The following is a 24,095-nucleotide window of genomic DNA, read 5'->3' as shown; positions in this document are numbered from 1 at the left end:
TAATTCTTATGAGTAAATCATACCCCACAATGACGCTAATTTCAGCGATTGTTATCTGAGGTTTTGGTTTTACAGTAAATTCAGGCAAAATGTTGACTGATTGATTGCCCCCAAGGATTAATAATAATGACAACAACATGGAAGCAGCATGCTTTAGCGGCAATGACTGCCGTACCATTACTCTTTACTAGCCAGATTTCTCAAGCAGCGCAAGGCAGTACAATGACACCATTAACCACCGAACAGTTAACGGCAATAAAAGGCAATAACACGCCACTGACTATTGAACGCATTCATGCCTCACCTGCATTGGCTGGTTCCAGTCCGCGCGGACTGGCATTGTCTCCAGATGGAAAGCGCGTCACTTACCTATCGAGTCGTGCCGATAACCAACATTTTTATGATTTATGGCAAATGGACATTGCCACTGGCCAGCGCAGCATTTTGATCAATGCCGATAAATTAGCGGATGGCGAACTGTCTGATGAAGAAAAAGCTCGCCGTGAACGTCAGCGAATTTATGGCGAAGGGATCATGGAATATTTTTGGTCTGAAAACAGTCAAAGCATTTTAATTCCAGCCGCAGGGCAATTGTATTTATACGATGTTATTAGCAATAAGGTGACTGAGCTTAATACAGGAGAGGGCTTTGCCACCGATGCGCGTCTGTCGCCTAAAGGCCACTATGTATCATTTGTGCGCGATCAAAACCTGTTTATGTTAGCTCTCGATACACAGAAAGTGATCGCGTTAACTACTGATGGGAAAGGCCCTATTAAGAATGCCATGGCAGAGTTTGTTGCCCAGGAAGAAATGGATCGCATGACCGGTTATTGGTGGGCACCAGATGAGTCAGCAATCGCTTTTACTCGCATTGATGAATCAGGTGTTGAGTTAGTCACCCGTAATGAGATTTATGCCGACGGCATTAAATTAACTGAGCAACGCTATCCTTATGCAGGTAAAGCGAACGTTGAAATTGCCCTTGGTGTGGTGAATTTACAAGATAAGAGCATTAATTGGATTGATTTAGGTAAACAAAAAGACATGTATTTACCGCGTGTTGATTGGTTACCAGACAGTAAGCATGTGTCTTTTCAGTGGCAAAGTCGTGATCAACAAGCATTAGACTTGCGCATTGCTGCACTTAGTCAACCAGAGCAAGCTAACACTGTGATTGAAGAGCGCAGTAAAGCGTGGGTAAATCTGAATAATGACCTGCATTTTTTAAAGCAGCAGTCAGCATTTATTTGGGGATCTGAGCGTGATGGGTTTAACCATCTGTATTTGTTTGACCTACAGGGTAAACAGCTTAAACAATTAACTCAGGGAGATTGGGCTGTTGATGCGCTTGAGTTTGTCGATGAAGCCAGCGGTTGGGTGTATTTTAGTGGCCGTAAAGACAGTGTTGTTGAGCGTCATTTATATCGGGTTAATTTAAACAAAGGTGCCGATTCAATCGAGCGAATTAGTCAAAATGCTGGGATGCATGCTGCGGTTTTTGCTGACAAAAGCCCTGTGTATTTAGATTACTTTAGTAGTTTACAGCAGCCGCCACAGATCAGCTTACACAACGACAGTGGCAGTCGGTTAGCCTGGGTTGAACAAAATAAAATCAATAGCGACCATCCGTTATATGATTTGGCTGGGCTATGGCAAATGCCTGAGTTTGGCCAGTTGAAGGCAGAAGATGGACAGCCATTAATGTACCGTTTATTTAAGCCTGTGCCGTTTGATGCCAATAAAAAGTACCCAGTGGTGGTGCGTGTTTATGGCGGACCGCACGCCCAGTTAGTGGTGAACAGCTGGAGCGAGGCAGATTACTTTACTCAATATTTATTGCAACAAGGTTATGCTGTATTTCAATTAGATAACCGAGGCTCGGCCCACCGTGGTACTGAGTTTGAGTATGTGATTTATCAAAATATGGGCGATGCTGAGGTAAACGATCAAAAGGTGGGCGTCGATTACTTACGTAGTTTGCCATTTATTGATGGTGAAAACGTGGCTATTTATGGCCACAGCTACGGCGGGTACATGGCATTAATGAGCCAATTTAAGGCTCCAGATTATTTTAAAGCGGCCATTTCTGGGGCGCCAGTTACCGATTGGCGATTATACGATACCCATTACACCGAGCGTTATATGGGGAATCCTGAAACCAATAAACAAGGTTATGATGCCAGCAGTATTTTGCCATACGTCAATAATTATCAGTCAGGTCTGTTGATGTACCACGGTATGGCGGATGATAACGTGTTGTTTGAAAACAGCACGCGAGTATACAAAGCATTGCAAGATGAAGGTAAATTATTCCAGATGATGGATTACCCTGGGTCTAAGCATTCAATGCGCGGCGAGAAAGTGCGTAATCACTTATATAAATCGTTAGCTGCTTTTTTAGATCAGCAATTGAAATAACGTCTATAACCTGAGTTTGGGATAATAAACGCCTTTTAAACAGTCTGTTGCCCTGCTAATTGCGTTGAATCGACTTACAATAGGCTCGCTATTGACGCGTCAATTTGCCTTGTTAGCATAACAAATGACAAGCTTGAAAGTGAGGCGGGGTAACATGTTGATTTTAAATAGCATAAGTTCATCACTTATCCCGAGCTCAGGTTATATAGTTAAAAGCAGGCATAAAAAAACCAGGTGATTAACCTGGTTTTTTATTGAGTAGCCTTAAAGTATTAACCTTCTAAGTCACCACAAAAACGGTAGCCTTCACCGTGAATAGTCGCGATGATTTCAGGCGTATCAGCTAAGCTTTCAAAATGCTTACGGATACGACGGATAGTTACGTCAACAGTACGGTCATGCGGCTTTAACTCACGGCCAGTCATTTTTAATAATAAATCAGCACGAGTTAAAATTTTACCTGGGTTTTCAACAAAGTGAAGCATCGCACGGAATTCACTGCGTGGAAGCTTATAAGACTCACCTTGTGGGTTCACTAAAGAACGGCTGTTAATTTCTAAGCTCCAGCCATTAAAACGGTAATATTCAACCGAGCCTTTTTCTTCGCTTTCAGCAACAGCACTGTTCACGCGAGTTAATAAGTTGCGAGCACGAATAGTTAATTCGCGTGGATTGAAAGGCTTAGTGATGTAGTCATCCGCGCCGATTTCAAGACCAAGAATTTTATCAACTTCGTTATCGCGACCGGTTAAGAAAATAAGTCCGATGTTATTAATTTCGCGTAATTCGCGAGCAAGTAATAAACCATTTTTACCCGGCAAGTTAATGTCCATAACCACTAGGTTAATCTTATTGTCTTGCATGGCTTTGTGCATTTCAGCGCCGTCATTGGCTTCGGTAACGACATATCCTTCAGCTTCAAAAATACTGCGTAATGTATTACGGGTTACTGCTTCGTCTTCAACAATCAGAATGTGCGGGTTTTGCATGATATTTACCTAATTTTATAAAATTCGATTCTAGCGCTAGGCTAGTAAGTTGTAATCGCGCATTAATTAACGCTGATACTCCAGTATTTTTATGGTGTTTATCTATGTCTGCCCTGAATAAAACACTCTTATAAACTCGTAAGATGTAACGTTATGTAAGGTTACTGAGTTGTCTTGCGTATATTAACGCTCATTACGCAATGCAATATGCTGCTGCATAATGAGTAAAATTTTTGCCAAAAGGCTTACTACTATGAATACGTTTTATCGAGATAGTTCCATATGTTGCAAACTTATTTATACGTATTACTGTTTAGCCCTTTGCTTTATCAAATGTAGAACATAAAACGTTGAGGTGTAAACTAAGTACACAAAATTGCGATTTATTACCAATAATTGCGTTTTAAACGCCTGCGCTCGATACATTTAGCCAAGCGATGTTATTGGTTTCACAGTAGTGCTTTAACAGCAGGTAACGTTATTGTACTCGTTTTAGGCATTTGTTAACAAATTAAATGTTAAAAAATTAATATAACCGTCAAGCATATGAAAGATTGTTATATTCAAGTTTATAATAATTAAGGGAAAATAAATATTGTACTTGTGACTGACATAACAAACCTTTAAGAATTTATAAGGTTTTGCTAAACTAATTTTGGTTTCACTGACGAATTAATATTATGGAAAATGTTATAGATACACTGTGGCCTAACTATCAAACCACTCATTTTTTGTTCACTCAACGTCTTTCACATGATTTCCCGTTTGCTATTATTACTGCCCACAATCCCAGTGGTTCATTACTCTCTCCAAGCCAAAATCGTTTACTTGATCGTCAGCTCCAATTCAAAATTCAACAATACAATAGCCCCTACCGAGCATTAATTGGTGCTGCACCTGATTTGTCGCACATGGAAAAAAGCTGGGCTATTTTTATTGATAAAGAACAGGCGCTTGAGTTAGGTAGAGAGTTTAATCAGCATGCCATTTACTATGTCAGTCAAGGGATCTTATCACTTATTGCCTGCATCGATCCGCAGATGCCTGAAGTGGATATGGGAGCCTTTAATCAGCGTTTACGTTTAGTTAATGAATTACCTGATATTGGTGCACACCTTTAATGACTTAGTTATTAAGTTCATGAAATTATGGTTTATTTTTTTTGAACCTTTATTTGAGACAATAAAGTTATATTGTCTCTTTATTTTGTCATTTAAAGCGTTCTAAGCCATAAAGATGGATATTTTGCATCATTATGAACAATTTAAAATGATGCTTTTGAGATGGTTGATATGAGTATCGTTGATAGTCATATGCTGCTCAAAGATGAATTAAATTAAAATAGCGTATTTTTACAACGATTGTTGATTGACTTGTTAGTAGGTTTGTTGCTATTTTCCAAGTCCCTCCTTAGGGAGGCACAGAAGAGGAGCGTTAACTAGGTAGTAAGTTTGAGGATGCCAATCTGACGACAACTTATGATGGAGATTAGCGCCGAGGTATCAAATTGTGTGGCACACATTGATATCGGTCGTTTAGGCTGAATCCTAACGATTGTCACCTGTTTTTTGGTGGAGAGCTTCTGGTGATGATTGCTGTTTCCCTTCTTTAAGGGTGCGTTATCTTAGCACCAGGCTCTTCGAACGTAGTGTGTTCGGAGTGTATACCATGTTAGTAAATCATATCTTGTTTTGTCGTCTTCCGTTAACCGCGGAGGCATTCGTATGAGCCCTGTTTCTCATGACATTCGTCCCGAGTTAGTCGTCGCCAAATTTGGCGGTACCTCTGTTGCTGATTATGCATCAATGAGCCGTTGTGCTGACATTGTGTTAGCCAACCCTGCTACCCGTCTAGTCGTTGTCAGCGCGTCAAGTGGCGTGACCAATTTGCTTGTCGAGCTAACTCAAGCGAATGTGAATGATGAGCGCCGTTTAGCATTGTTAAAGCAAATTGCGCAAATTCAATATGCCATTCTAGATGAATTAGGTCGCCCACAGGATGTGGCCGCGAGCATCGATAAAATTTTGAGCCGAATGTCGGTATTAAGTGAATCGTTAGAGCTTGATCGCAGTAAAGCGATTATGGATGAGTTGCTATCAACCGGTGAGCAATGTTCATCTATTTTATTTTCTGCGGTTATTCGTGAGAAAGGCACAGCATCCGATCATTTTGATGTGCGCCAAGTGCTTCGTACCGATAGTCATTTTGGTCGTGCAGAGCCTCATATTGAAGCCATCGCATCATTGTCTGGTGACTTGTTAAAGCCGTTGCTGGCAAATTATGTAATTGTGACTCAAGGTTTTATTGGTGCAGATCAAGATGGGCGCACAACGACTTTAGGCCGTGGTGGTAGTGATTATTCTGCAGCGTTATTAGCCGAAGCGCTTTGCGCAACCGCTGTTGAAATTTGGACAGATGTTGCAGGGATTTATACTACAGATCCAAGATTGGCACCTAATGCGCGTCCAATTGCTGAAATCAGTTTTAACGAAGCAGCAGAAATGGCAACCTTTGGCGCTAAAGTGTTGCATCCTGCGACTATTTTACCCGCGGTAAGACAAAAGATTCAGGTGTTTGTTGGGTCGAGTAAAGCGCCTGAAATGGGTGGAACATGGATCCGTCATCAAGTTGAAGACACCCCCGTTTTTCGCGCAGTGGCATTACGTCGCGACCAAACATTATTAAACCTACATAGTTTGCAAATGCTACATGCACAGGGTTTTTTGGCTGAAACTTTTGCAACACTTGCACGCCATAAAATCTCGGTAGATTTAATTACAACCTCAGAAGTTAACGTATCTTTAACCTTAGATAAAACCGGTTCAGACTCCAGCGGCCAAGGTTTATTGAGCGAGCCATTATTGCAAGAGCTATCACAACATTGTCGTGTTCGTGTTGAGGATAATTTAGCGCTTATCGCCATTATAGGTAATCGCATCGCATCTACAGCAGGTATTTGTAGTCGGGTTTTTAAAGTGCTTGAAAACCACAACGTGCGGATGATTTGCCAGGGTGCCAGCCCACATAATTTATGTGTATTAGTATCTGAGTCTGAAGCGGCGCAAGTGGTTAATGCTTTGCATCAAAATCTGTTTGAGTCGTAATTGATGAGCCAGGTAAAACAGTCGAATATTCAAGTTGGAGAGCTTGCCACAGGGCAAGCTCTCACCATACCACTTTATGATTTTATAGGCTCTAACGCGTCTGCGCCTAGCGTGTACATTCAGGCCAATGTACACGGCGCAGAAGTGCAAGGTAACGCAGTGATTTATCAACTGATGACCTTACTTGAAGGCTATGACGTACTAGGAAACATCAAGCTGGCACCTCTGGCTAATCCGTTGGGCATTAATCAAAAAAGTGGTGAGTTTACTTTAGGTCGATTTGATCCTATCACTGGGGTGAATTGGAATCGTGAATACTTTGACCATAAAGTGGATTTAACCGCTTGGTATGCAAAGCACCAACACTTAAGTAATGCCGCGTTATTTGATGCTTATCGAGAGATGTTGGTTGAGTCGTGCCAAGCAAGGTTGACGCTGCCTTTTGGGATTACCACTGGCCACAGGCTTGCGGTAAGCTTGCAGTCTATGGCGCATCAGGCGGATATTGTGTTGGATTTACATACTGGGCCTAAGTCTTGCAAACATTTATATTGTCCTGAATATGATATTGACGCAGCAAGGTTTTTCTCTATTCCCTACACTTTGGTTATTCCCAATAGTTTTGGTGGTGCGATGGATGAAGCTGCATTTTGTCCATGGTGGCAGTTAACTGATTTTGCGGCTCAACAAGGACGTGACTTTGAGGTACCCGTCTCTGCGTTTACGTTAGAACTGGCTAGCCAAGAGCGTATTGATTTAGCTGATGCACTGGATGACGCCAATGGTATTTTGGCGTATTTAAGTCATCGTGGCGTGGTCCGTGAAAAAGTAGAGCCTGCTAATATGGCGCGCTTTGGTTGTTACTTAAAAGACTACAAGAAGTTTCACGCACCTAAAGCGGGGCTAATTGAATATTGTGCCGCTGTGGGACAACCGCTTATTGCCGGTGAGCCGTTAGTGAATATTTTACGCATGGATTTATATGGTACAGATGATGCACATCAAGTGATTAGTTTGCCTATGGATTGCGTACCTATTTTGCATTTTGCTTCAGCATCTGTTCATCAAGGCACTGAGCTGTATAAAGTGATGACTAATGTGTTTACTTTATAATTATGGATTCACCCATAAAAACGCCTGCTTTTGCAGGCGTTTTTTTATGTGTGACTGAATGCAGATGACTTCTACTAGTTAAATATCACTAGGAAAATATCAAAAACTAACTGCCAAGGATTTGCAGCGGAATAGATAGCATGTCATCACCAGAACTTGCAAAGTACCAAATAATACCCACTAAACTTGCTACCGTTAACAGATACCACACGGTTGAAAATATTTGCCCATAACGGTCGAGGGGTAATAAGTGGCTTTGATGTCTGCCACGCCACTCAAATACAATTTCAACACTACCGATTAACAGTAAAAAGCCTAATAGAGCAAGGCCTAGGCTATAACTGATAAATACCCCCGCAGCGGCACCTAAAATACACGCTATTAGGCCGACCATGCTGTTCATCGAAAAGCTGATACTCTTTAGAATATGGCCGCCATCGAGTGGCAAAATCGGCAATAAATTAAATAAGTTAAGTAGGGCGTTAAAGCTTGCAAGCCCAGCAAAAAATACATTACCGGTAATCCAGTACAGACCTAAACTAATGATGGATAATATCAGTCCAAATGTCGGCCCCATAATAGAGATATACACATCTTGCCAGCGAGTGTTAATTCGTTCGTCGCTGAGGGCAAGCCCTCCGACAAAAGGAATCAGATAAATGCCTTTTGTTTTCATGCCAAAGTGTTTCATTGCACGAATATGGCCGTATTCGTGAAACACTAAACAACCGATAAGTGCTAATGCAAACTCTAGTGAGAACAGCCAAGAGTATGCCGCCACACTGGCACCCGCAAACAACACTTTAATCACTTTAGCGCTTTTAAGGAGTTTAAATCCTAAAGAGGCTAAGCCGACGATACTGATTTTTTGCGTTTTAGCGACAGGGACTTCTGGCGTTTGTTTTTCAATGTCAGTGACACTGCGTTTGCCTTGAGTGATTTGTTCTTCATCAACCAGCAAGCAATAGTCAAGCTGGAACGGTTGCCAGTTGACGTCTATCTCTAGGCGCACAGGAATCGCTTTAGTGTGAGTGGCAATATTATCATTGAGACTGCCATTTTGTTCATCAGCCGGGTTTGCGGGTTGAGCAAATTGTTGGGTAAGTTCAAACGAGTGAATGTGAAAAGCTTGATCGCTCGCGTTAGCTGACTTTTGTGATACCAGTTGATTGTCCCAATATAACTGCTGCCAACCTGCAATAGACCCTTCTAGGCGCAAACGTTTACCAAGACATTCAATATTAAGTAATTCCATTAAGGATTCTCAGAGCTTATAGACGGTGAGTATGCGGGCATTTTGCCAGAGCGTTGTTTGATGCTCAATGGGCAAGGGGATTTTATTGTCTAATAAAGCTGTTCTAATTGAGCAACAGTAGCAATGCCTTGCTCAATTGTGGTGAAAACGATTTTTGAGCTGCAACAATGTCCCTGAAATTGACCAAATTGACGCACTAAAGGCAACATTTGCAATATATTTATGGGTTGAGGTTGCTTAACAAGGTTTGGCAGTTGTGCCACATTTGTGTCGATTGACGTGTGTTCAGCGAGTGGCTTTTCGATAAGATAAACGTGGCCGCTGCTGTCTATTAATGCGTCTTGTAAACAAACGGTATATTGGTTGGCGCAAATAAAACTTAGCCAATCTTGATGATTAGCTAAGTACATGAGCTCATCATCTTGATCGAACTTTAAAATAGCTGGCCAATGTATTTGCTGCATAAGTTGTCGGTCTCATTAATGAGTGTTGTTCAGGTTAGCGGTTACTGTAATCGAACGACACTTCTTGATTAACGTTTTTGACTACACATGGACCATGTTCGCGATGAGTACGATTAAATGCAGTGCCTATATGGATTTCGACGTTAGTAAAAATGTGCTTTTCCGCTTTAATAAAGTAATTGTCAAAATAGCCCTCAACTTCGCTTTGGTGTTGAGTGAACTCCACTTCTTCTTTAATACGTTCCGCAGCCATTTGATTTTTTTGGTCGAGCATCATCTTAACCTGCTCAATCATACCAGCATCATTTTGCCATTCAGTTTTTGGTGGTAATTTACGTAAGCGAGCTTCGAGTTCTAAACCTGCGACAACCATGCCTTTGATACTATCGTCTAAGTCTTTAAGTTGCTGCTTTAATTCCCCTTGATGCATCGCGCAGAATAGTTCTGTTTTAGTCCCTGCCGTCGCGCCAAAAGCAATGGCTCTAATGCCTTTTGCCGCTGTGGCGGTGCCACCAACTATATCGCCGCGTCTTGACTGAGCATCGCTTACCGTAATGCTATCGCCAGAAGTGGTATGGCTATGAAGTAATTGTTTGGTAATTAAAATACTCCCTTGAGCTTCAAGGCGGGAATATTGCACAAATTGAGCACAAATTTGTCCTTGTGCTTTGATGCTAGTACTGAGTTCCTGGTCTTTAATTAAACGACCAATGACGCCTTTACTAATAATCACATCACCATGTGCTTCAATACTGGCAGAATCAACAAAACCCATGACAGTCACATCGCCACTGGCTTTGACTTCCATTCCTTCGTGCACGTCACCGGTAATAAGGATACTGCCTTTAAAATTAACGTGCCCAAAACGTACGTCAACATCTTTAATTTGCAACATGTCGTCTACTTGCATGCCTTTGCGGTTTTCAACAGGTTGTCCTGACAAGGTTGCAATCAGCTTATTAGGATCTTTAGGGTGTAAACTAGTGCCTGTACCTGGCTCCATCGGTTTATCTTTGCCGGGGACTTGTTGCAGTATATCTCCGTGAACATTAAAACCGGGTGTACCAAGCGTTGCTGGAACTTTTACCATTAATAGGTCATTGGGTTTTACGGTAATTAACGCCCCTAAATTGCGCATATCAACTGAGCCGTCTTCACGCTCTTGGGGTTGTAATAAGCGCTCGCGCGCTAACGCGACCTTTCTGGTGATGACTGCATTTTCACCATTTATTGCCGCTTTTCCACAAGCAATGACTCCCTCACAACTTTCACCTGGTGGTAAAATTGATAAGCGTTGCATTAATGCCATGATTTTTGGCTTGCTCAAACCCATTTTAATTTTTTTACTTTTCAGCATATTAAGGATATCTGGGAGCGCCATATCCTTACCGCCCCATGCCGAGGTGATCTTCATGCTGGCCTGCATTTTATCGTCGCTAACGGTTATGTTGACAGAGCCGTCTTTACGTTCGGCGATTGCAAAAAATAACTCATGATCGCCAGGCTTTTGACCACATAATGCGTTGACTTCAGTCATGGCTTTATTAATTGCAGATTCAATGGGAAATAACATGGCAAAGCTGGGCTGGGTTAGTAAAGTGTGAATATCTTCTGCCGACACTGGCCCATGAGTATTGGGAACTACGCGGAGTTCTGCTTTTGATTTGTCTGCGCTTAGCGCTATTACTGAGGGCTCTAACATAACATCCTTTGTTTTTATTTTTATTTGGTATTAAAACGAAGGCAATAGAATAGCAGTGAAAATGTTCTAAAAATGTGCGTCATTTTGCCTTTGAATCAATTTAGCTGATATTGAAGTCCATTTCCAGCAGTAACCCCGCATTAACGCTGATGAAAATACAGCTTATACTTATTATTTTCAGCTAATACATTCACATTTCCAAAATAGGTAGCAATTGTATCTGAATATGGCAAGTGCCGATTAGCAACTATTTGCCAAATGCCTTTAGGCGCTAAGCTGCTGGCGCTATGTTTAACAAATTGAGTGGCGATGTCGGTCGTACTGGTTAACCCATCATGAAATGGTGGGTTAGATATGATGCCATTAAACTGGCCATTGATTTGATTAAACCCATCAGATGGGTATATATTTGCCTGCATATTGTTTGCTGCAAGAGTGAGCCGGCAAGACTCGAGCGCCATTGCATTTATATCAATACATTCAATAGATAACTGCGGGTTTGCTTTAAGTAATGCCGCGCTTATTACCCCAGCACCACAGCCAAAGTCTAACACTCTACCTTGTAGATTCTCGGGCAAATGTGACAGTAATAATTCTGTGCCTTGATCAAGTCGTTTCTCACTAAATACGCCAACTAGATTACAAATTTGCAGTTGCCCTTGCGGCGTGTCGAGAGCGTATTGGCTAAACCAATCATTCAATAATAATGGCGGTGCAACTCTTGTTAAATAACACGTATAGAGTAAACAGTGGCGTGCATTATCTTGCTTTATTGGCGTTGAAAAATAGTCAGGGGTTAATTTAGCGATAGACTTAATTCCCCCTTTGTTTTCGCCCACAATCACCAGTAAACCGTCTATTACTAAATGCTGGGCAGCTAGTTGCAGCAAGTAACCCATCAATGGCTTGGCTTTAGGGAAGTAGATAATCACACTGTCGTACTTTTCTGTTAGCAAGTCATCGGGAAGTTGGTGGCCAAAGTAACACTGCAGAGTATTATTGGCGTAAGGACGCAGTGTTTGATGGTGATTAAAATCGAATGCTAATGCGGTGACATTGCTCGCAGACTCTAGGCATTGGCTCGCAAAAGTATCTGCTTCATAATTAAGTATTAATACTTTATGTTGCTGAAATAGTTCACTGTTGCGAATTAATGCTTGAGACGGATTTGTTAGCACTTGAATTACTCATGGTAGAGATTAAATGATTAACAGCCTTTTACTGATATCGTAAAAGGCTGTTTCGAACGGTTATGGTTTAGTTACTGACTCGGGTAATAAACTAAACACTTTATTGGCTATGTCTATGTTGTCTTGATGACCACCAAAAAGTCTTGCTCCTGGGCCTGCTGAAAACACTTGTACGTCAACGGCTGTATGCCCGCCGCTTGTCCAGCCTGTGTTTGAGCGCACATCGATTAATTTACGTAATGCAATTGTGAGTGGTTCGTTGCCTTGCATGCGTGCATTTTCTAGTGCGGTATATTCCGCGTCCGAAGGGGTAAAACCAATCAAGCTGGCAATAACCTCTTGCCATTGTTCATCAGCGATCGCTCGAGTGGCGATGTCATCTGGGCTGGCATTAACGTTATGCAGTACTACTGGGTTCCATTCGTATTTATCATTAGCCCCAACAGATAACCCACCGGTATTATGGTCGGCTGTAATCACCACTAATGTATCTTTACTTTCACGAACAAACTGCTCAACAACTTCGATGGCAGCTGCAAACTCGTCCATTTCACCCATTGCGGTTGCAATGTCGTTACTGTGGCCAGCCCAATCGATTAAGCTTCCTTCAACTAATAACACAAACCCCTGCTGGTTTTGCGACAATAAATCGATAGCTTTTTGGGTCATTTTACTGAGTTTATGGCCCTGCTTGTCATTAATAGCCCAAGGTAATTGCACATCAGCAAATAATCCTAATACCTTTGGTGTTGTAATCGTTTCAAGTTGTGAAAACTCAGTTATGTGCTGGTAACCTTTGTCTGTAAATTGCGTCAATAATGAAGGCGGGAAGTATTGTTGACCTCCGCCTAAAATGACATCGGCATCCGTGTTTATATATGCCTGCGCTATGTCTATGTAGTTATTTCTGCTCTCATTGTGCGCTAAAAATGCAGCCGGTGTTGCATGGTTAACTTGAGAGGTAACCGCAACGCCAGTGGCTAAGCCAAGGGCTTTGGCTTTTTCCATTAATGTGGGTAATGGACGTTTTTCAACATCGACGCTGATTGCACCATTGTAGCTTTTAAAGCCTGTCGATAATGCGGTTGCCGAGGCTGCGGAGTCGGTAACGTAACCACTGACAGATGCTGGGTAGGTGCTCGACATGCCCACGAGTAGGCGATCAAAAACAGTCTGTTCGATCTCTTCTGTTTCTGGGTTATCGTTATAATAACGGTAAGCTGTGGTGTAAGCAGGGCCCATACCATCACCAATCATGATGATAATGTTTTTGGGTCTAGCGGGTCCTGCTGTGGGTACGTTGCTATTTGCTGATCCCGAAACTGCTGCAGGACTTATCATTTCATCATTAGCCATTACGCTTGGCGCACAAAGGTATGGTATCAACAATAAGCAGCTAATTGAGCGTTTACACGTCGCTAAAAAATCCATGATTAGTCCTAATGTGTTAAGAGTTTATACGCGCTTCAATAGCATCCATTAACATGCCAGTAATATCGACATCAAATGCTGCTTCAATTTCTTTTATGCACGTTGGGCTGGTCACGTTAATTTCTGTGAGTTTGTCGCCAATAACGTCTAAACCAACAAAAATCAGGCCGCGTTTTTTGAGTTCAGGGCCGATTGCGCGGGCAATTTTCCAGTCACTTTCAGATAATGGTTGTGCAACCCCACTGCCACCTGCAGCCAAATTACCGCGAGTTTCGCCTTTCATCGGGATACGGGCTAAAGCGAAGGGTACAGGCTCACCATCTACCACTAAAATGCGTTTGTCACCTTGGGTGATTTCTGGAATAAATGCCTGAGCCATAGCGTATTGCTGACCATAACTGGTTAAGGTTTCAATAATCACCCCAACGTTTGGATCGTCTTTTTTCACGCGGAAAATAGACGTGCCGCCCATACCGTCTAATGGCTTAAGAATAATGTCCTGTTTGAGTTGATGAAATGCACGGATCCTTTTAGCATCGCGGGTGACAATGGTTTCTGGGGTAAATTCTGAAAACCATGCAGTGAACAGTTTTTCGTTTGCATCGCGTAAACTCTGTGGCTTGTTAACGATTAATACGCCTTCTTCTTCTGCGCGCTCTAGCATATAAGTGGCATAAATAAATTCGGTATCAAACGGCGGATCTTTACGCATCAACACAACATCAAGGTCAGCTAATGGCGTGTCTACAGCTTCACCTAAAGTAAACCAGTCATTTGCGTCTTGCTTAACCGATAATGGACGCATATTTGCCATGGCTTTGCCGTTAACCATAGCTAAATCGTGCATTTCCATATAAAACAATTGATAACCACGTGACTGTGCGGCTAACAACATCGCAAAACTTGAGTCTTTTTTGATGTTAATGTCGCTGATTGGGTCCATTACAATGCCGAGCTTAATCATGGATATTTCCTTACTATATGGGGAGATAATATCAACTGAGTATTAGCCAATATCGCCAAATTTAACTTGTAGTGCGGTAATTGCTGTTAGCGATGCCGTTTCGGTGCGAAGCACTCTTGGGCCAAGCAAAATATCAGTAAAATGATGGGTTTCTGTCATTGCGATTTCTTCATCTGACAAACCACCCTCAGGGCCAATTAACAGTCTAACTTTGTGATTATCAGCATTTAATTGCAAGCCATTTATACCGTGAGACGCTCTAGGATGTAAATTGAGTTTTACCGCACTGGTTTGTTCTTCACACCATTGAGCTAATGTCATTGCCGGACGGACAAGAGGCACTACACTTCTGCCAGACTGTTCACAGGCACTGATGACAATCTTTTGCCACTGTTGCAGCTTTTTCTCTAAACGTTCACCGTTGAGTTTGACGCCACAGCGATCTGAAAATAGAGGCGTAATTGTTGTCACGCCAAGCTCTACCGACTTTTGCACGGTGAATTCCATGCGATCGCCACGAGAAATAACTTGGCCTAAATGTAAGTCTAACGGTGATTCACTATTATTTGCCGTATTACTTAAGACCGTAACAGTAATTGATTTCTTACTAACATCGGTAATTTCAGCTAAATAGTCATTACCGTCGCCATTAAATAAACTGATGTTATCACCATTCCCCATACGCAATACGCGACCAATATGGGCGACACCGTCGTCATCTAATTGAACGGTTTGCCCTTGCTGTAGATTGTCTATGGGCTGGTAAATGCGTGGAACTCTCATCAGTGGCAACCTTATATAATTAGTAGCTCAAATAATAGTTAGATATTAAATTAACGGATCAAGCCGTTATTTTGGCATTGTTTGAATACAAAATCATTATGATTACCTTGGCGAGCAGCGATTAAGCTATCACGTAGGCATTCTGTTGCCGTAACTGGCTGCATTTTGTCCCATGCATTAAACAGTTTTTTCTGACTACTACTGATTTGCAAGCCATATGTTTGTTGCATATAAAGATAAGTGCGTGCAATTGAGCCGCGTGCTCGTGCAGGCGGTTGCACTTTACGACCTTTAAAGTCGACAATCATTGCACATTGACCATATTGATCAGGTTTTCCATTCCAATCACTGAAACGATAATTACTGCGGTCGCCGTTTACCTCGCCGATGGCCGGCACTAGATTATGTAAATCGGCTTCCATTTTTTTAAATTGGTCATTGTTCTTACCACAATTTTTACGACCGCCATCTTGCCAGCATTGTAGTTGGTGGCCAAATTCCCATGCAGGAACAACATGCTCCCATTCAATTCTATTTGCGCGGATAATCTGCTTACGAACTTGATAGCCGCAACTTGGGTGATCTGCTTGCCAAAGTTTACCGCTAATAGTGATATCGCAGCCGCAATAGAAGGTACTGAGCGGCAGTTGCTGATAGATTTTTTTTGCAATTGTTTTAGCTTGTCTAAAGCTACTAGGGTGCTCAGCAGCATTGATATTTGTTGAAAAAATGCCGCATAAAAGCGACACCCCGAAAAACCAAGAGTGATAATAAGATAAGCGCAAAATAAACCCTAAAAAGTAAACTGAAAATACAATGTTCGCGGAGTTAATCCGTCATTTTGCGCAGATGGTAAGGCATAGGATGCGATGACGCAATTGATAATATTTTATGGGGTTATGAGACTGAGTTGTGTCAGATACGTTGAAGTGTTTGCTTGCAGCGACGACAGCGATATTGTGTCTGTCCACGTTGCACTCTGTTATGGCGTCTTATTGATAACGTGGTGTTGCCACAACCGCAAAAATAGTCGAACTGTTGTCCACTGACAGATTGGACATTCAGTTGGTGGGTGGTTTTTGGCGGTACTTTAAAGGTGGCCGTCATTATGCTTTGCCATTCTTTACCATGGGGTTTTACGCGGCCAAAAAGTTGATAGCACAATAAATGGCTTATTTCGTGTGGCACGACTTCACTCAAAAAAACGTGTGGGTTTTCTGTCAATAGTACTGGGTTAAAGCGTAATCGGTTTGTTTGTAAGTGGGCGGTGCCCGCGCTTTTTCCTCGCAAAGAAAACTGTACTACAGGGCGAGGGAATACTCGTTTAAAATAGTTTTCTGCAAGCTGATAATCGCTTTCAACTTTGGCTAATATTTGCAGCTGTAAAGCAGACTTTGCATGGCTTGCACTAAAGTCTGCTGTGCGCTGGTTTGAGGCGGAGCTGACGCTTGCTTTATCCAGAGTGGTTCGAGCTCGTAATGCAAGATTAAATATATTTTTAAGCATGTTCTCATTTCAAAGCTTGAGCCGTTTTGTTGCTCAAGCTATCACGCATTCGCTATTAACGGTTACTGTTATAAAGACGTTGCAGCAGCAGTTATCATTGCTTTGATTTGCTCAACAATCTCGTCTTCAATTTGGGCATCATAGCCCTTTACTCGTGGAGTATGAATGTGACCCACAGGCAAGTTCAAGTTAAATTGATCGCGCAATAAAATACTGCGATATGATATTTCATTCGATAAATATCCGCCACCAGAACCTTCTACTGAAATTTCATTTTGTAATTCTGCTAAGGATGCCGCTGAAAATTGACCTCGAGATATAGTTCTAATTTGGTGGTTATCGTTAACTGACCAACGGCCTTTAACTGCTTGCATCAATTCAACAGGTAATGAAAACTGCACAAATTCAGGCCCATTTAATTTACCATCATTTGACGTGCCGCCATTAAATAGTGGTGCTTTAGGATTGCGATGGCTAGCGCCTGTTAATACGTTTAGATTATCTGGAGCATCAGCACTTCGGTTACGGCCTGGAAAACGCTCAATGTCAAAGTTGTCGCGGCCCATACTAATGGTAAATAACATATCTAAACTATTTTTACGGTAAAACGGGGTCAGTAAGGATTCGATAATACCGTTATCAAAATCGCTGAACCTAACGGGTATCATGACCGTTTCAATTTGTGCCATTTTGCCATTAACGTTAAAACGATAACCGTCTAAGGCCAGTGCCGCTAATCCCGATGGGTTACTTTGGCCAATATTGCGGTCTAAAAAAAATGGATCGAATCCAGTAACCAAAATATTAATGTGAGTATTAGGATCGAATTCAATATCACTAAATCCACGCGATGACTTCTCAACCGCGTTGACTAAAATTTCGCGTTGCCAATCAACGATGTTAAACCCAGCCTTATCTTGCTTAAGCGTGTTGCGCATACCTAAGCGGCTCCAGTACAAAGATCGGTCGTCATTATGGCCTGATTGTACATCACGCACAGCTTGTTGCCATAAACGATGACCCTGTTGGGCGGCCATTTCTGTGACTGATAGTTCGTCGGTAGCTTGCTGTAATTTGACCTCAAGTGTCTCGTTAATGGCCTGGTAGCGGTTTACCACTTGCGGCAGCGTTTGACCCGCTTTAGATACCCGCATCTCTTCAATGTTTTTTGGCAGTTGGCCTGCAATGGCGGTATTAGACAAAGTGAGTAATGCCAACGAACTTAATACATATAAGGGGTTGCACTTAATCATTACGATTCCTTAAGGACTCTACATGGCCTTATTTGGGGATAATTAACTATTACAGAGGCTAAATAACAGTTGTAGCATAGTAATGGTGTTGATTTAACAACAATGAAGTTATTAACGTGAATAGTGAGAGTATTTCATTATCTTGTTATCAGTTACGGTCAAAAAATCGTTATTGTTGAGCATTGTTCTTATCTGCATTGTTAATTATTAACATACCCACTGCACTGTCAACGAAATATTATCCCATCATAGAATGCAACGATTCTTGGCTGGTATAACGTTTAGTGAAAAAGTCTAAAAAGGCACTAATGTTACTGGCGAGTTGTCGCCGACTTGAATACACCCCGTACACTTTAAACGACTCCATTGGCCATTCTTGTAAAATAGGTACCAGGCTGCCAGAGGCTAACTCTTGCTTACAACTGGTGTTCGATAACATCGCAATGCCATAATCATCGAGTGCTAATCGCTTTACCATACTGGCACTGTTTACCCGCACTTTACGTTTAAACGTGGCCATCATTTTTCGATTGCCTTTGCCAAGTGGCCAAATGGGGGCAGATAATGTCGTGCCAAGGAGTATGCCATTATGTTGAGCAAGCTCTTGCGGCGTTGCCGGGCTGTTATGTTTTTTAATGTAGCCTGGACTGGCAACAAGAATAGGTTGGCGTTCAAATAATAATCTGGCTACTAAATCGGATGACTGTAATGGACCATATTTAATTGCAATGTCGTAACCTTCACCCACTAAGCCGACATCGTTATCGGTAAACTGAATATCGAGTTCAATGTTGGGATAAAGTCGCATAAAGCTCGAGCATAAATGACCAATCACATCTTGTGAAAATGACACAGGAATAGCGATGCGTAATGATCCTGAAATATCCGTATGGGTATTCTCAATAATCGCTTTGGCCGCTTCAATCTCGTGACTAATCGAATCACAATGCTGAAAAAAAAGTGCACCAACTTGAGTTAGGCTTAAATTTCGGGTGTCGCGTTGCAACAAACGCACACCAAGTTGCTCTTCTAATTGGGCCACTTTACGACTTATTGTTGATTTAGGTTGTCCGATGTCTCGTGCTGCTTGGGAGAACCCTTTGGCTCTTACTACCGCTGCAAACAGCATCATACCGTTCAAATCGGGCATTTTAGTCTCACTGTCTCATTTATGGAACAAAGCGTCCAAGGTAGTTTATATGGTAATTTACCTACTAACAAAGTTATATTTACGAGCTATAAAAAATTTCAGAGGCTATATAAGCAGAGGATCTAAGGATGACCAGCAAAAAGCAGCCCGCTAACAAGACTCAAGCACTATCGGCTGACCCACTTTTTTTACAAGCTGAACACTTGGCTAAAGACTTTTCATTATTTCCTGCTCATAACAAGCAGAGTTTATCTGAGGAAGTGAAAGGACTATTAAATGAAGACGCAATTCAAGCTAATTTAAAAAGCTTAGCGTCTTTAGATGTTGACGGTTACGTGACGAAAGTAATCCAACCAACACTTGATAAAAACCGCCCTGGGGCGAAACGAATGATCGCAGACTTAAAAGGCAAAATCATTGCCGAAAGTCACGCGGGTCCGTTTTACCGTGCAGAAGTGGAACTTAACTTTGGTACTCGTACTCGCCGAATTGGTTTTATCGCTCAAGAGCGGACAACTGCCAATGGCGCGTGGATGCCTGAACATCACCTAGCAGCGTGTAAAGCGATTCGTCATTTTGCTCAGTTATCGATGCCTATTGTGTACTTAATTGATACACCGGGTGCTGATGCTGGTGAAATAGCTAACAGCCAAAACCAGGCGCATTCTATTTCTAAAGCGATTGCAGAAAGTGCCAATGTTGATGTTCCAACTGTCGGTATTGTGATTGGTGCGGGTTATTCTGGTGGTGCGATTCCATTAGCCGCGGCTAACATTTTATTGTCGGTTCGCGATGGTATTTTCAATACTATTCAGCCGCAAGGTTTACAAAGCATTGCACGTAAATACAACTTGTCTTGGCAAGAGTGTGCCAAGTCTGTAGGTGTGTCTCCAGAAGAGTTATATAGCTCAGGTTGTATTGACGGTATTGTTGATTTCTCTCCGTCTGATAAAGACGAACGTCAGCATAACTTACGCCGTGCCATTATTAGCTCAATTGAAGCCGTTGAACGTGCTGCAATAAACTTTGTGCGCGACTCTAGTGATTTAAAAGAGCATTACGATCGTAGTTTACAGCGTTTCTTAACGCCGTCTAAAAATCTACTGACGTTAGAGAATAATACTGGTTTGTCGGTCGCCAGTGACCCGACCATGTATCACAACATTTTTGGTAGTGCATATCGTTACTTGCGTTATTTGACGCTGCGTAGCCGTATTCAATCCATTTCTCAAGAGCAGTATGGTCGTTTATCTAAAGTGAGCGTGCCTGAAGGTGACTTGTTAGCACGTATTAAGCAAGAGCAAGAGCGTGTATTCCAGGCATGGTTAACTAATCCTGACAAACTGGTTTACGACGAAGAGCTTAATAAACTTTGGTCTACTTTTAGTACCAAGCGTGGTGAGATTTCAACTGAACGTAACATGATTACACGTTTTATTTTGGGTGAACCAAAAGAGAACTACAAAAAAGCACGTAAAGCATTGTTATTTAACATTGGTTGGTCTTTATATCACCGCTGGAAGAGCAATGCAGCCAATAACTTCAATGGGTTAATTAAGCATTTAGAGTCGTTACCAAAGTCGACTACTCAAGCCCCATGGCCTGAGCTGAATCAACTGACGGTACTGGATATCGTGGTGAATGATGAGTTGCGTGAAGACTTTATTTGGCAGTGTCATAACGTACTTATTTTTAACGCGTTATATGACAACGTTGTAGGCAGTTTAGCATCGATTTCGAAAGAAGCGATGATGTCGAAAAGTTTGTCACGCGAATCTGTAGATAAGCTGTTACACAAGTCTATCGACAATGCACTATCAACTAACGACAAAGCTAACGATAAAAACAAGTTCTATAAGTGGCTTAAATACTTTATGGATCAATCTAACCGTGCTGAATTACTTACACGGGTAGAGCAGTGGAAGAGCGTTGGTTTTCCACAGTTAAACGATTCATTATTCGTTATTTTGACTTACTTTTTTGAACGCTTATTACCTGAGTATTTCGACAGCGAAGAAGATCACGACAAATATACCGGCACAATTAACCCTGTGCGTATTGGTCGCCGTAAGGATTTCTGGAACCGCTTAACCATGGGTTACCAAGACTTACTGATTCAAAAAGTGCTTCGTGAAGAGAAAAAGCAAGGCAAGATGGGCTGGGAAAACGTCATCAAACAGTTCTTTACTAAGTTTGATGAAGTTGATGCAGACAAAATGTCAGCTAACTTGCTTAACTTCCCTGGTTTCCGTTTATCGATTGAAGACGCTATTGATAAAAAGATCCGTCCTTGTGGTCTAATTACCGGTTTAGCTGACTTTAATAACAACGGCACTAAATTACGTGTTGGTGTTGCTGTATCAAATACTGCATTCCAAGCCGGTGCATTTGATATGGCCAGTGCTGAGAAGTTCAGCGCATTATTAATTGAATGTGCGAAGCGCAAGTTACCAGTAATTTGTTTTATCAGTTCAGGTGGTATGCAAACTAAAGAAGGTGCTGCGGCGCTATTCTCTATGGCTGTGGTAAACGACCGTATTACTCGCTTTATTCGTGATAATGAATTGCCAGTATTAATGTTTGGTTTTGGCGACTGTACTGGTGGTGCGCAGGCGAGTTTTGTGACTCACCCGTTAGTGCAAACCTACTACTTGTCTGGTACCAACATGCCGTTTGCGGGTCAAATGGTTGTTCCGGCTTATTTACCGTCGACAGCAACGCTATCTAACTACTTATCTAAAGTACCGGGTGCGATGACTGGATTGGTACATAATCCGTTCTGTGAAACATTAGATGCGCAGTTATCGGGTATTGATCCATTAATGCCATTGCCAACCGCTAAAATTGAAGACGTGATCAGCAAAGCCTTATCTTCACTTGTGCCAGAAGTGGCTGAAGTAGAAGAAGAGATTGTGCAAGACGATCCGCGTGCTTTGATGAAGCCAATCGCTAAAGTCTTAGTGCATGCGCGTGGTTGTACGGCGGTGAAACTTATCCGCAAAGCACACGACAACAATATTAATGTTGTGTTAGTTGCGTCGGACCCTGACATGACTTCTGTGCCAGCAGATATGCTGAAAGAAAATGATAAACTGGTTTGTATTGGTGGTAATACATCAGACGAAAGTTACCTTAATGCTTATTCAGTATTGAAAGTCGCTGAATATGAAGATGTAGACGCATTACATCCAGGTATTGGTTTCTTATCAGAAAGCCCGCAGTTTGCTGCTTTATGTGTGAATAACGGCGTAAACTTTGTTGGTCCTAGCGTGCATTCAATGACGACTATGGGTAACAAGTCTAACGCGATCCATACATCACAGGCGCACAATGTGCCGGTAGTGCCTGGTAGTCACGGTATTTTGACCAATGCAGAGCAAGCGGTAAACGTTGCGTCTGAAATCGGTTATCCTGTGCTGCTTAAAGCGGTACAAGGTGGTGGCGGTAAAGGTATTCAGGTCGTTAAGCGCTCTGAAGACATGATTGGTTTATTCCAAAAAACCGCAACAGAAGCTGCTGCAGCATTTGGTAATGGCGACCTGTATTTAGAGAAATATGTCACCTCATTACGCCACATTGAAGTACAGTTACTGCGTGACAAGTTTGGCAATACCAAAGTGTTGGGTATTCGTGATTGTTCAGTACAGCGTAACAACCAGAAAGTGATTGAAGAATCTGGCTCTACAATGTTACCTGAAGAGCTTAAGCAACGTGTGATGGAATACACTCGTGCCTTAGGTGATGCCACCGATTACATGGGCGCGGGTACTGTTGAGTTTATTTACAACCTTGATGCAAATGAAGTGTACTTCATGGAAATGAACACACGTCTGCAGGTTGAGCATCCAGTAACCGAAGCGACCTCTGGTATCGATATTGTGAGTGCGCAGTTCGATATCGCCGCCGGTCGTTCAATTGAGAAGCTAGAGCCTGTTGAGCAAGGTTATGCAATGGAAGTGCGTGTCACAGCAGAAAAAGCGGCGTTAGATAGCCATGGTATTCTGCAGTTGATCCCTAATCCAGGTAAAATCACTGAGTGCGTTATACCACAACGTGACGATGTCGAAATTATCTCTATTGCTGAAGCTGGTAAAGAGGTGTCGCCATATTACGACAGCTTAATTGCCCAAATTATCATTCGTGGTAAAGATCGTGCCGATGTCGTAGCTAAAATGTACGCCTACTTAGACAGTGTCGTGATTAAAGGCATTGCGACTAACATACCGTTGTTAAAGCTGATCCTTAAAGATCCTACTTTCAATGAAGGTGTGTATGACACGAACTACTTGCCACGTTTAATGGCTGAATTAGACATTCCTGCATTAATTGCTGAAATGGAAGCAGCAGCTGAAGCGATGCCCGTTGATACTGAATCTTTACGTGTTGGCGAAAGTAACGAGCTTAAAGTTTTGGCACAAGGTGCAGGTATTTTCTATACCTCTCCAGCGCCAGGTGAAGCAGACTTCGTTAAAGAAGGCGATATTGTCACTGTAGAGCAAAATTTAGCGCTAATGGAAGCAATGAAGATGTTCTCTCAGGTGACGTTAGCTGGCTTTAATCGTCAAACAGGTGTGCTATATCCTGAAGATCAAAAATACCGTATTGAGCGTATCCTCAATAGCAATGGTCAACAAGTCTCGCAAGGTGACTTACTGTTTGTGATATCGCCCGTAGAGGCATAAATCAAACGTTTGAACGTTGAATAATATACCCGCCAGTTGGCGGGTATTTTTTTGTCATACTTTTGGTTGTTTATACTACACTCTACTC

The 24,095-nt window shown here is 42.1% G+C and carries 17 protein-coding genes and 1 riboswitch; of the genes, 5 read left to right on the top strand and 12 right to left on the bottom strand.

The features are described 5' to 3' along the window. Positions 1-126 precede the first annotated feature (126 nt). On the top strand, positions 127-2,421 hold the full coding sequence (locus IEY40_RS14075) for a S9 family peptidase (protein ID WP_188957249.1): 2,295 nt from the start codon (positions 127-129) through the stop codon (positions 2,419-2,421). 272 nt (positions 2,422-2,693) lie between these two features. Here the strand turns inward: IEY40_RS14075 and arcA are convergent, their stop codons facing one another. Beyond that, entirely contained in the window at positions 2,694-3,410 is a 717-nt protein-coding gene (gene arcA, locus IEY40_RS14070) for a two-component system response regulator ArcA (RefSeq protein ID WP_188957247.1), read from the bottom strand. Positions 3,411-4,090: 680 nt separating this feature from the next. On the opposite strand from arcA, the gene IEY40_RS14065 reads away from it, so the two are divergent. From IEY40_RS14065 to IEY40_RS14055, 3 genes are all read left to right on the top strand, one after another. Further along, positions 4,091-4,531, top strand: coding sequence for a DUF3293 domain-containing protein (locus IEY40_RS14065; protein ID WP_188957245.1), 441 nt, complete (start codon positions 4,091-4,093; stop codon positions 4,529-4,531). Between the two features lie 295 nt (positions 4,532-4,826). Then, a riboswitch (Lysine riboswitch) is annotated at positions 4,827-5,000 on the top strand. 134 nt (positions 5,001-5,134) lie between these two features. Next, a complete protein-coding gene (lysC, locus tag IEY40_RS14060; RefSeq protein WP_188957243.1) occupies positions 5,135-6,514 on the top strand; it encodes a lysine-sensitive aspartokinase 3 in 1,380 nt (459 codons plus the stop codon). A 3-nt stretch (positions 6,515-6,517) separates the two neighbouring features. Next, positions 6,518-7,627, top strand: coding sequence for a succinylglutamate desuccinylase/aspartoacylase family protein (locus tag IEY40_RS14055; protein ID WP_188957241.1), 1,110 nt, complete (start codon positions 6,518-6,520; stop codon positions 7,625-7,627). A gap of 106 nt (positions 7,628-7,733) precedes the next feature. Here IEY40_RS14055 and IEY40_RS14050 read toward each other — a convergent pair whose 3' ends face one another. The 11 genes from IEY40_RS14050 to IEY40_RS14000 all read right to left on the bottom strand — a co-directional run bounded on the left by IEY40_RS14050 (position 7,734) and on the right by IEY40_RS14000 (position 19,325). Then, positions 7,734-8,882, bottom strand: a complete 1,149-nt coding sequence (locus tag IEY40_RS14050; RefSeq protein WP_188957239.1) for a site-2 protease family protein — start codon at positions 8,880-8,882, stop codon at positions 7,734-7,736. An 89-nt stretch (positions 8,883-8,971) separates the two neighbouring features. Next, positions 8,972-9,346 (bottom strand): DUF4144 family protein, encoded by a 375-nt coding sequence (locus IEY40_RS14045; protein ID WP_188957238.1) that lies wholly within the window; start codon positions 9,344-9,346, stop codon positions 8,972-8,974. A 34-nt stretch (positions 9,347-9,380) separates the two neighbouring features. Next, positions 9,381-11,048: a flagellar assembly protein A gene (locus tag IEY40_RS14040; RefSeq protein WP_188957237.1), complete on the bottom strand. Its 1,668-nt coding sequence runs from the start codon at positions 11,046-11,048 to the stop codon at positions 9,381-9,383. Positions 11,049-11,188: 140 nt separating this feature from the next. Then, positions 11,189-12,226: a methyltransferase gene (locus tag IEY40_RS14035; protein WP_188957236.1), complete on the bottom strand. Its 1,038-nt coding sequence runs from the start codon at positions 12,224-12,226 to the stop codon at positions 11,189-11,191. A gap of 72 nt (positions 12,227-12,298) precedes the next feature. After that, the gene (locus IEY40_RS14030; protein ID WP_229777120.1) at positions 12,299-13,579 is read right to left on the bottom strand and encodes an alkaline phosphatase; all 1,281 of its coding nucleotides are present in this window, start codon (positions 13,577-13,579) and stop codon (positions 12,299-12,301) included. A 106-nt stretch (positions 13,580-13,685) separates the two neighbouring features. Then, complete coding sequence (gshB, locus tag IEY40_RS14025; RefSeq protein WP_188957234.1) at positions 13,686-14,633, bottom strand: glutathione synthase; 948 nt, start codon at positions 14,631-14,633, stop codon at positions 13,686-13,688. 42 nt (positions 14,634-14,675) lie between these two features. After that, the gene (gene rsmE, locus IEY40_RS14020) at positions 14,676-15,416 is read right to left on the bottom strand and encodes a 16S rRNA (uracil(1498)-N(3))-methyltransferase (protein ID WP_188957232.1); all 741 of its coding nucleotides are present in this window, start codon (positions 15,414-15,416) and stop codon (positions 14,676-14,678) included. A 50-nt stretch (positions 15,417-15,466) separates the two neighbouring features. Then, on the bottom strand, positions 15,467-16,165 hold the full coding sequence (locus IEY40_RS14015; RefSeq protein WP_188957230.1) for an endonuclease: 699 nt from the start codon (positions 16,163-16,165) through the stop codon (positions 15,467-15,469). Positions 16,166-16,331: 166 nt separating this feature from the next. Beyond that, positions 16,332-16,922 carry a SprT family zinc-dependent metalloprotease gene (locus IEY40_RS14010; RefSeq protein WP_188957228.1) on the bottom strand — a complete coding sequence of 197 codons (591 nt, stop codon included), beginning with the start codon at positions 16,920-16,922 and terminating at the stop codon, positions 16,332-16,334. A 68-nt stretch (positions 16,923-16,990) separates the two neighbouring features. Further along, a complete protein-coding gene (locus IEY40_RS14005; protein WP_188957226.1) occupies positions 16,991-18,175 on the bottom strand; it encodes a PA0049 C-terminal domain-containing protein in 1,185 nt (394 codons plus the stop codon). A gap of 238 nt (positions 18,176-18,413) precedes the next feature. Then, a complete protein-coding gene (locus tag IEY40_RS14000) occupies positions 18,414-19,325 on the bottom strand; it encodes a LysR family transcriptional regulator (RefSeq protein ID WP_188957225.1) in 912 nt (303 codons plus the stop codon). Between the two features lie 128 nt (positions 19,326-19,453). Here IEY40_RS14000 and IEY40_RS13995 point away from each other — a divergent pair, with 128 nt between their 5' ends. Then, positions 19,454-24,007 carry an ATP-binding protein gene (locus tag IEY40_RS13995; protein WP_188957223.1) on the top strand — a complete coding sequence of 1,518 codons (4,554 nt, stop codon included), beginning with the start codon at positions 19,454-19,456 and terminating at the stop codon, positions 24,005-24,007. The last annotated feature ends 88 nt before the right edge of the window (positions 24,008-24,095 follow it).

This window comes from Shewanella ulleungensis (genome assembly GCF_014648315.1).
GTDB classification, from domain to species: Bacteria; Pseudomonadota; Gammaproteobacteria; order Enterobacterales; family Shewanellaceae; genus Shewanella; species Shewanella ulleungensis.
The sequence above is the reverse complement of the archived record's forward strand: the minus strand, read 5'-3'. Positions and strand labels throughout refer to the sequence as shown.

What these genes read in the sequence shown, in the direction of transcription:
- IEY40_RS14075 (WP_188957249.1), top strand. Translation starts at nt 127, where the DNA reads ATGACAACAACATGGAAGCAGCATGCTTTAGCGGCAATGACTGCCGTA.
- arcA (WP_188957247.1), bottom strand. Translation starts at nt 3,410, where the DNA reads ATGCAAAACCCGCACATTCTGATTGTTGAAGACGAAGCAGTAACCCGT.
- IEY40_RS14065 (WP_188957245.1), top strand. Translation starts at nt 4,091, where the DNA reads ATGGAAAATGTTATAGATACACTGTGGCCTAACTATCAAACCACTCAT.
- lysC (WP_188957243.1), top strand. Translation starts at nt 5,135, where the DNA reads ATGAGCCCTGTTTCTCATGACATTCGTCCCGAGTTAGTCGTCGCCAAA.
- IEY40_RS14055 (WP_188957241.1), top strand. Translation starts at nt 6,518, where the DNA reads ATGAGCCAGGTAAAACAGTCGAATATTCAAGTTGGAGAGCTTGCCACA.
- IEY40_RS14050 (WP_188957239.1), bottom strand. Translation starts at nt 8,882, where the DNA reads ATGGAATTACTTAATATTGAATGTCTTGGTAAACGTTTGCGCCTAGAA.
- IEY40_RS14045 (WP_188957238.1), bottom strand. Translation starts at nt 9,346, where the DNA reads ATGCAGCAAATACATTGGCCAGCTATTTTAAAGTTCGATCAAGATGAT.
- IEY40_RS14040 (WP_188957237.1), bottom strand. Translation starts at nt 11,048, where the DNA reads ATGTTAGAGCCCTCAGTAATAGCGCTAAGCGCAGACAAATCAAAAGCA.
- IEY40_RS14030 (WP_229777120.1), bottom strand. Translation starts at nt 13,579, where the DNA reads ATGATAAGTCCTGCAGCAGTTTCGGGATCAGCAAATAGCAACGTACCC.
- gshB (WP_188957234.1), bottom strand. Translation starts at nt 14,633, where the DNA reads ATGATTAAGCTCGGCATTGTAATGGACCCAATCAGCGACATTAACATC.
- rsmE (WP_188957232.1), bottom strand. Translation starts at nt 15,416, where the DNA reads ATGAGAGTTCCACGCATTTACCAGCCCATAGACAATCTACAGCAAGGG.
- IEY40_RS14010 (WP_188957228.1), bottom strand. Translation starts at nt 16,922, where the DNA reads ATGCTTAAAAATATATTTAATCTTGCATTACGAGCTCGAACCACTCTG.
- IEY40_RS14005 (WP_188957226.1), bottom strand. Translation starts at nt 18,175, where the DNA reads ATGATTAAGTGCAACCCCTTATATGTATTAAGTTCGTTGGCATTACTC.
- IEY40_RS14000 (WP_188957225.1), bottom strand. Translation starts at nt 19,325, where the DNA reads ATGCCCGATTTGAACGGTATGATGCTGTTTGCAGCGGTAGTAAGAGCC.
- IEY40_RS13995 (WP_188957223.1), top strand. Translation starts at nt 19,454, where the DNA reads ATGACCAGCAAAAAGCAGCCCGCTAACAAGACTCAAGCACTATCGGCT.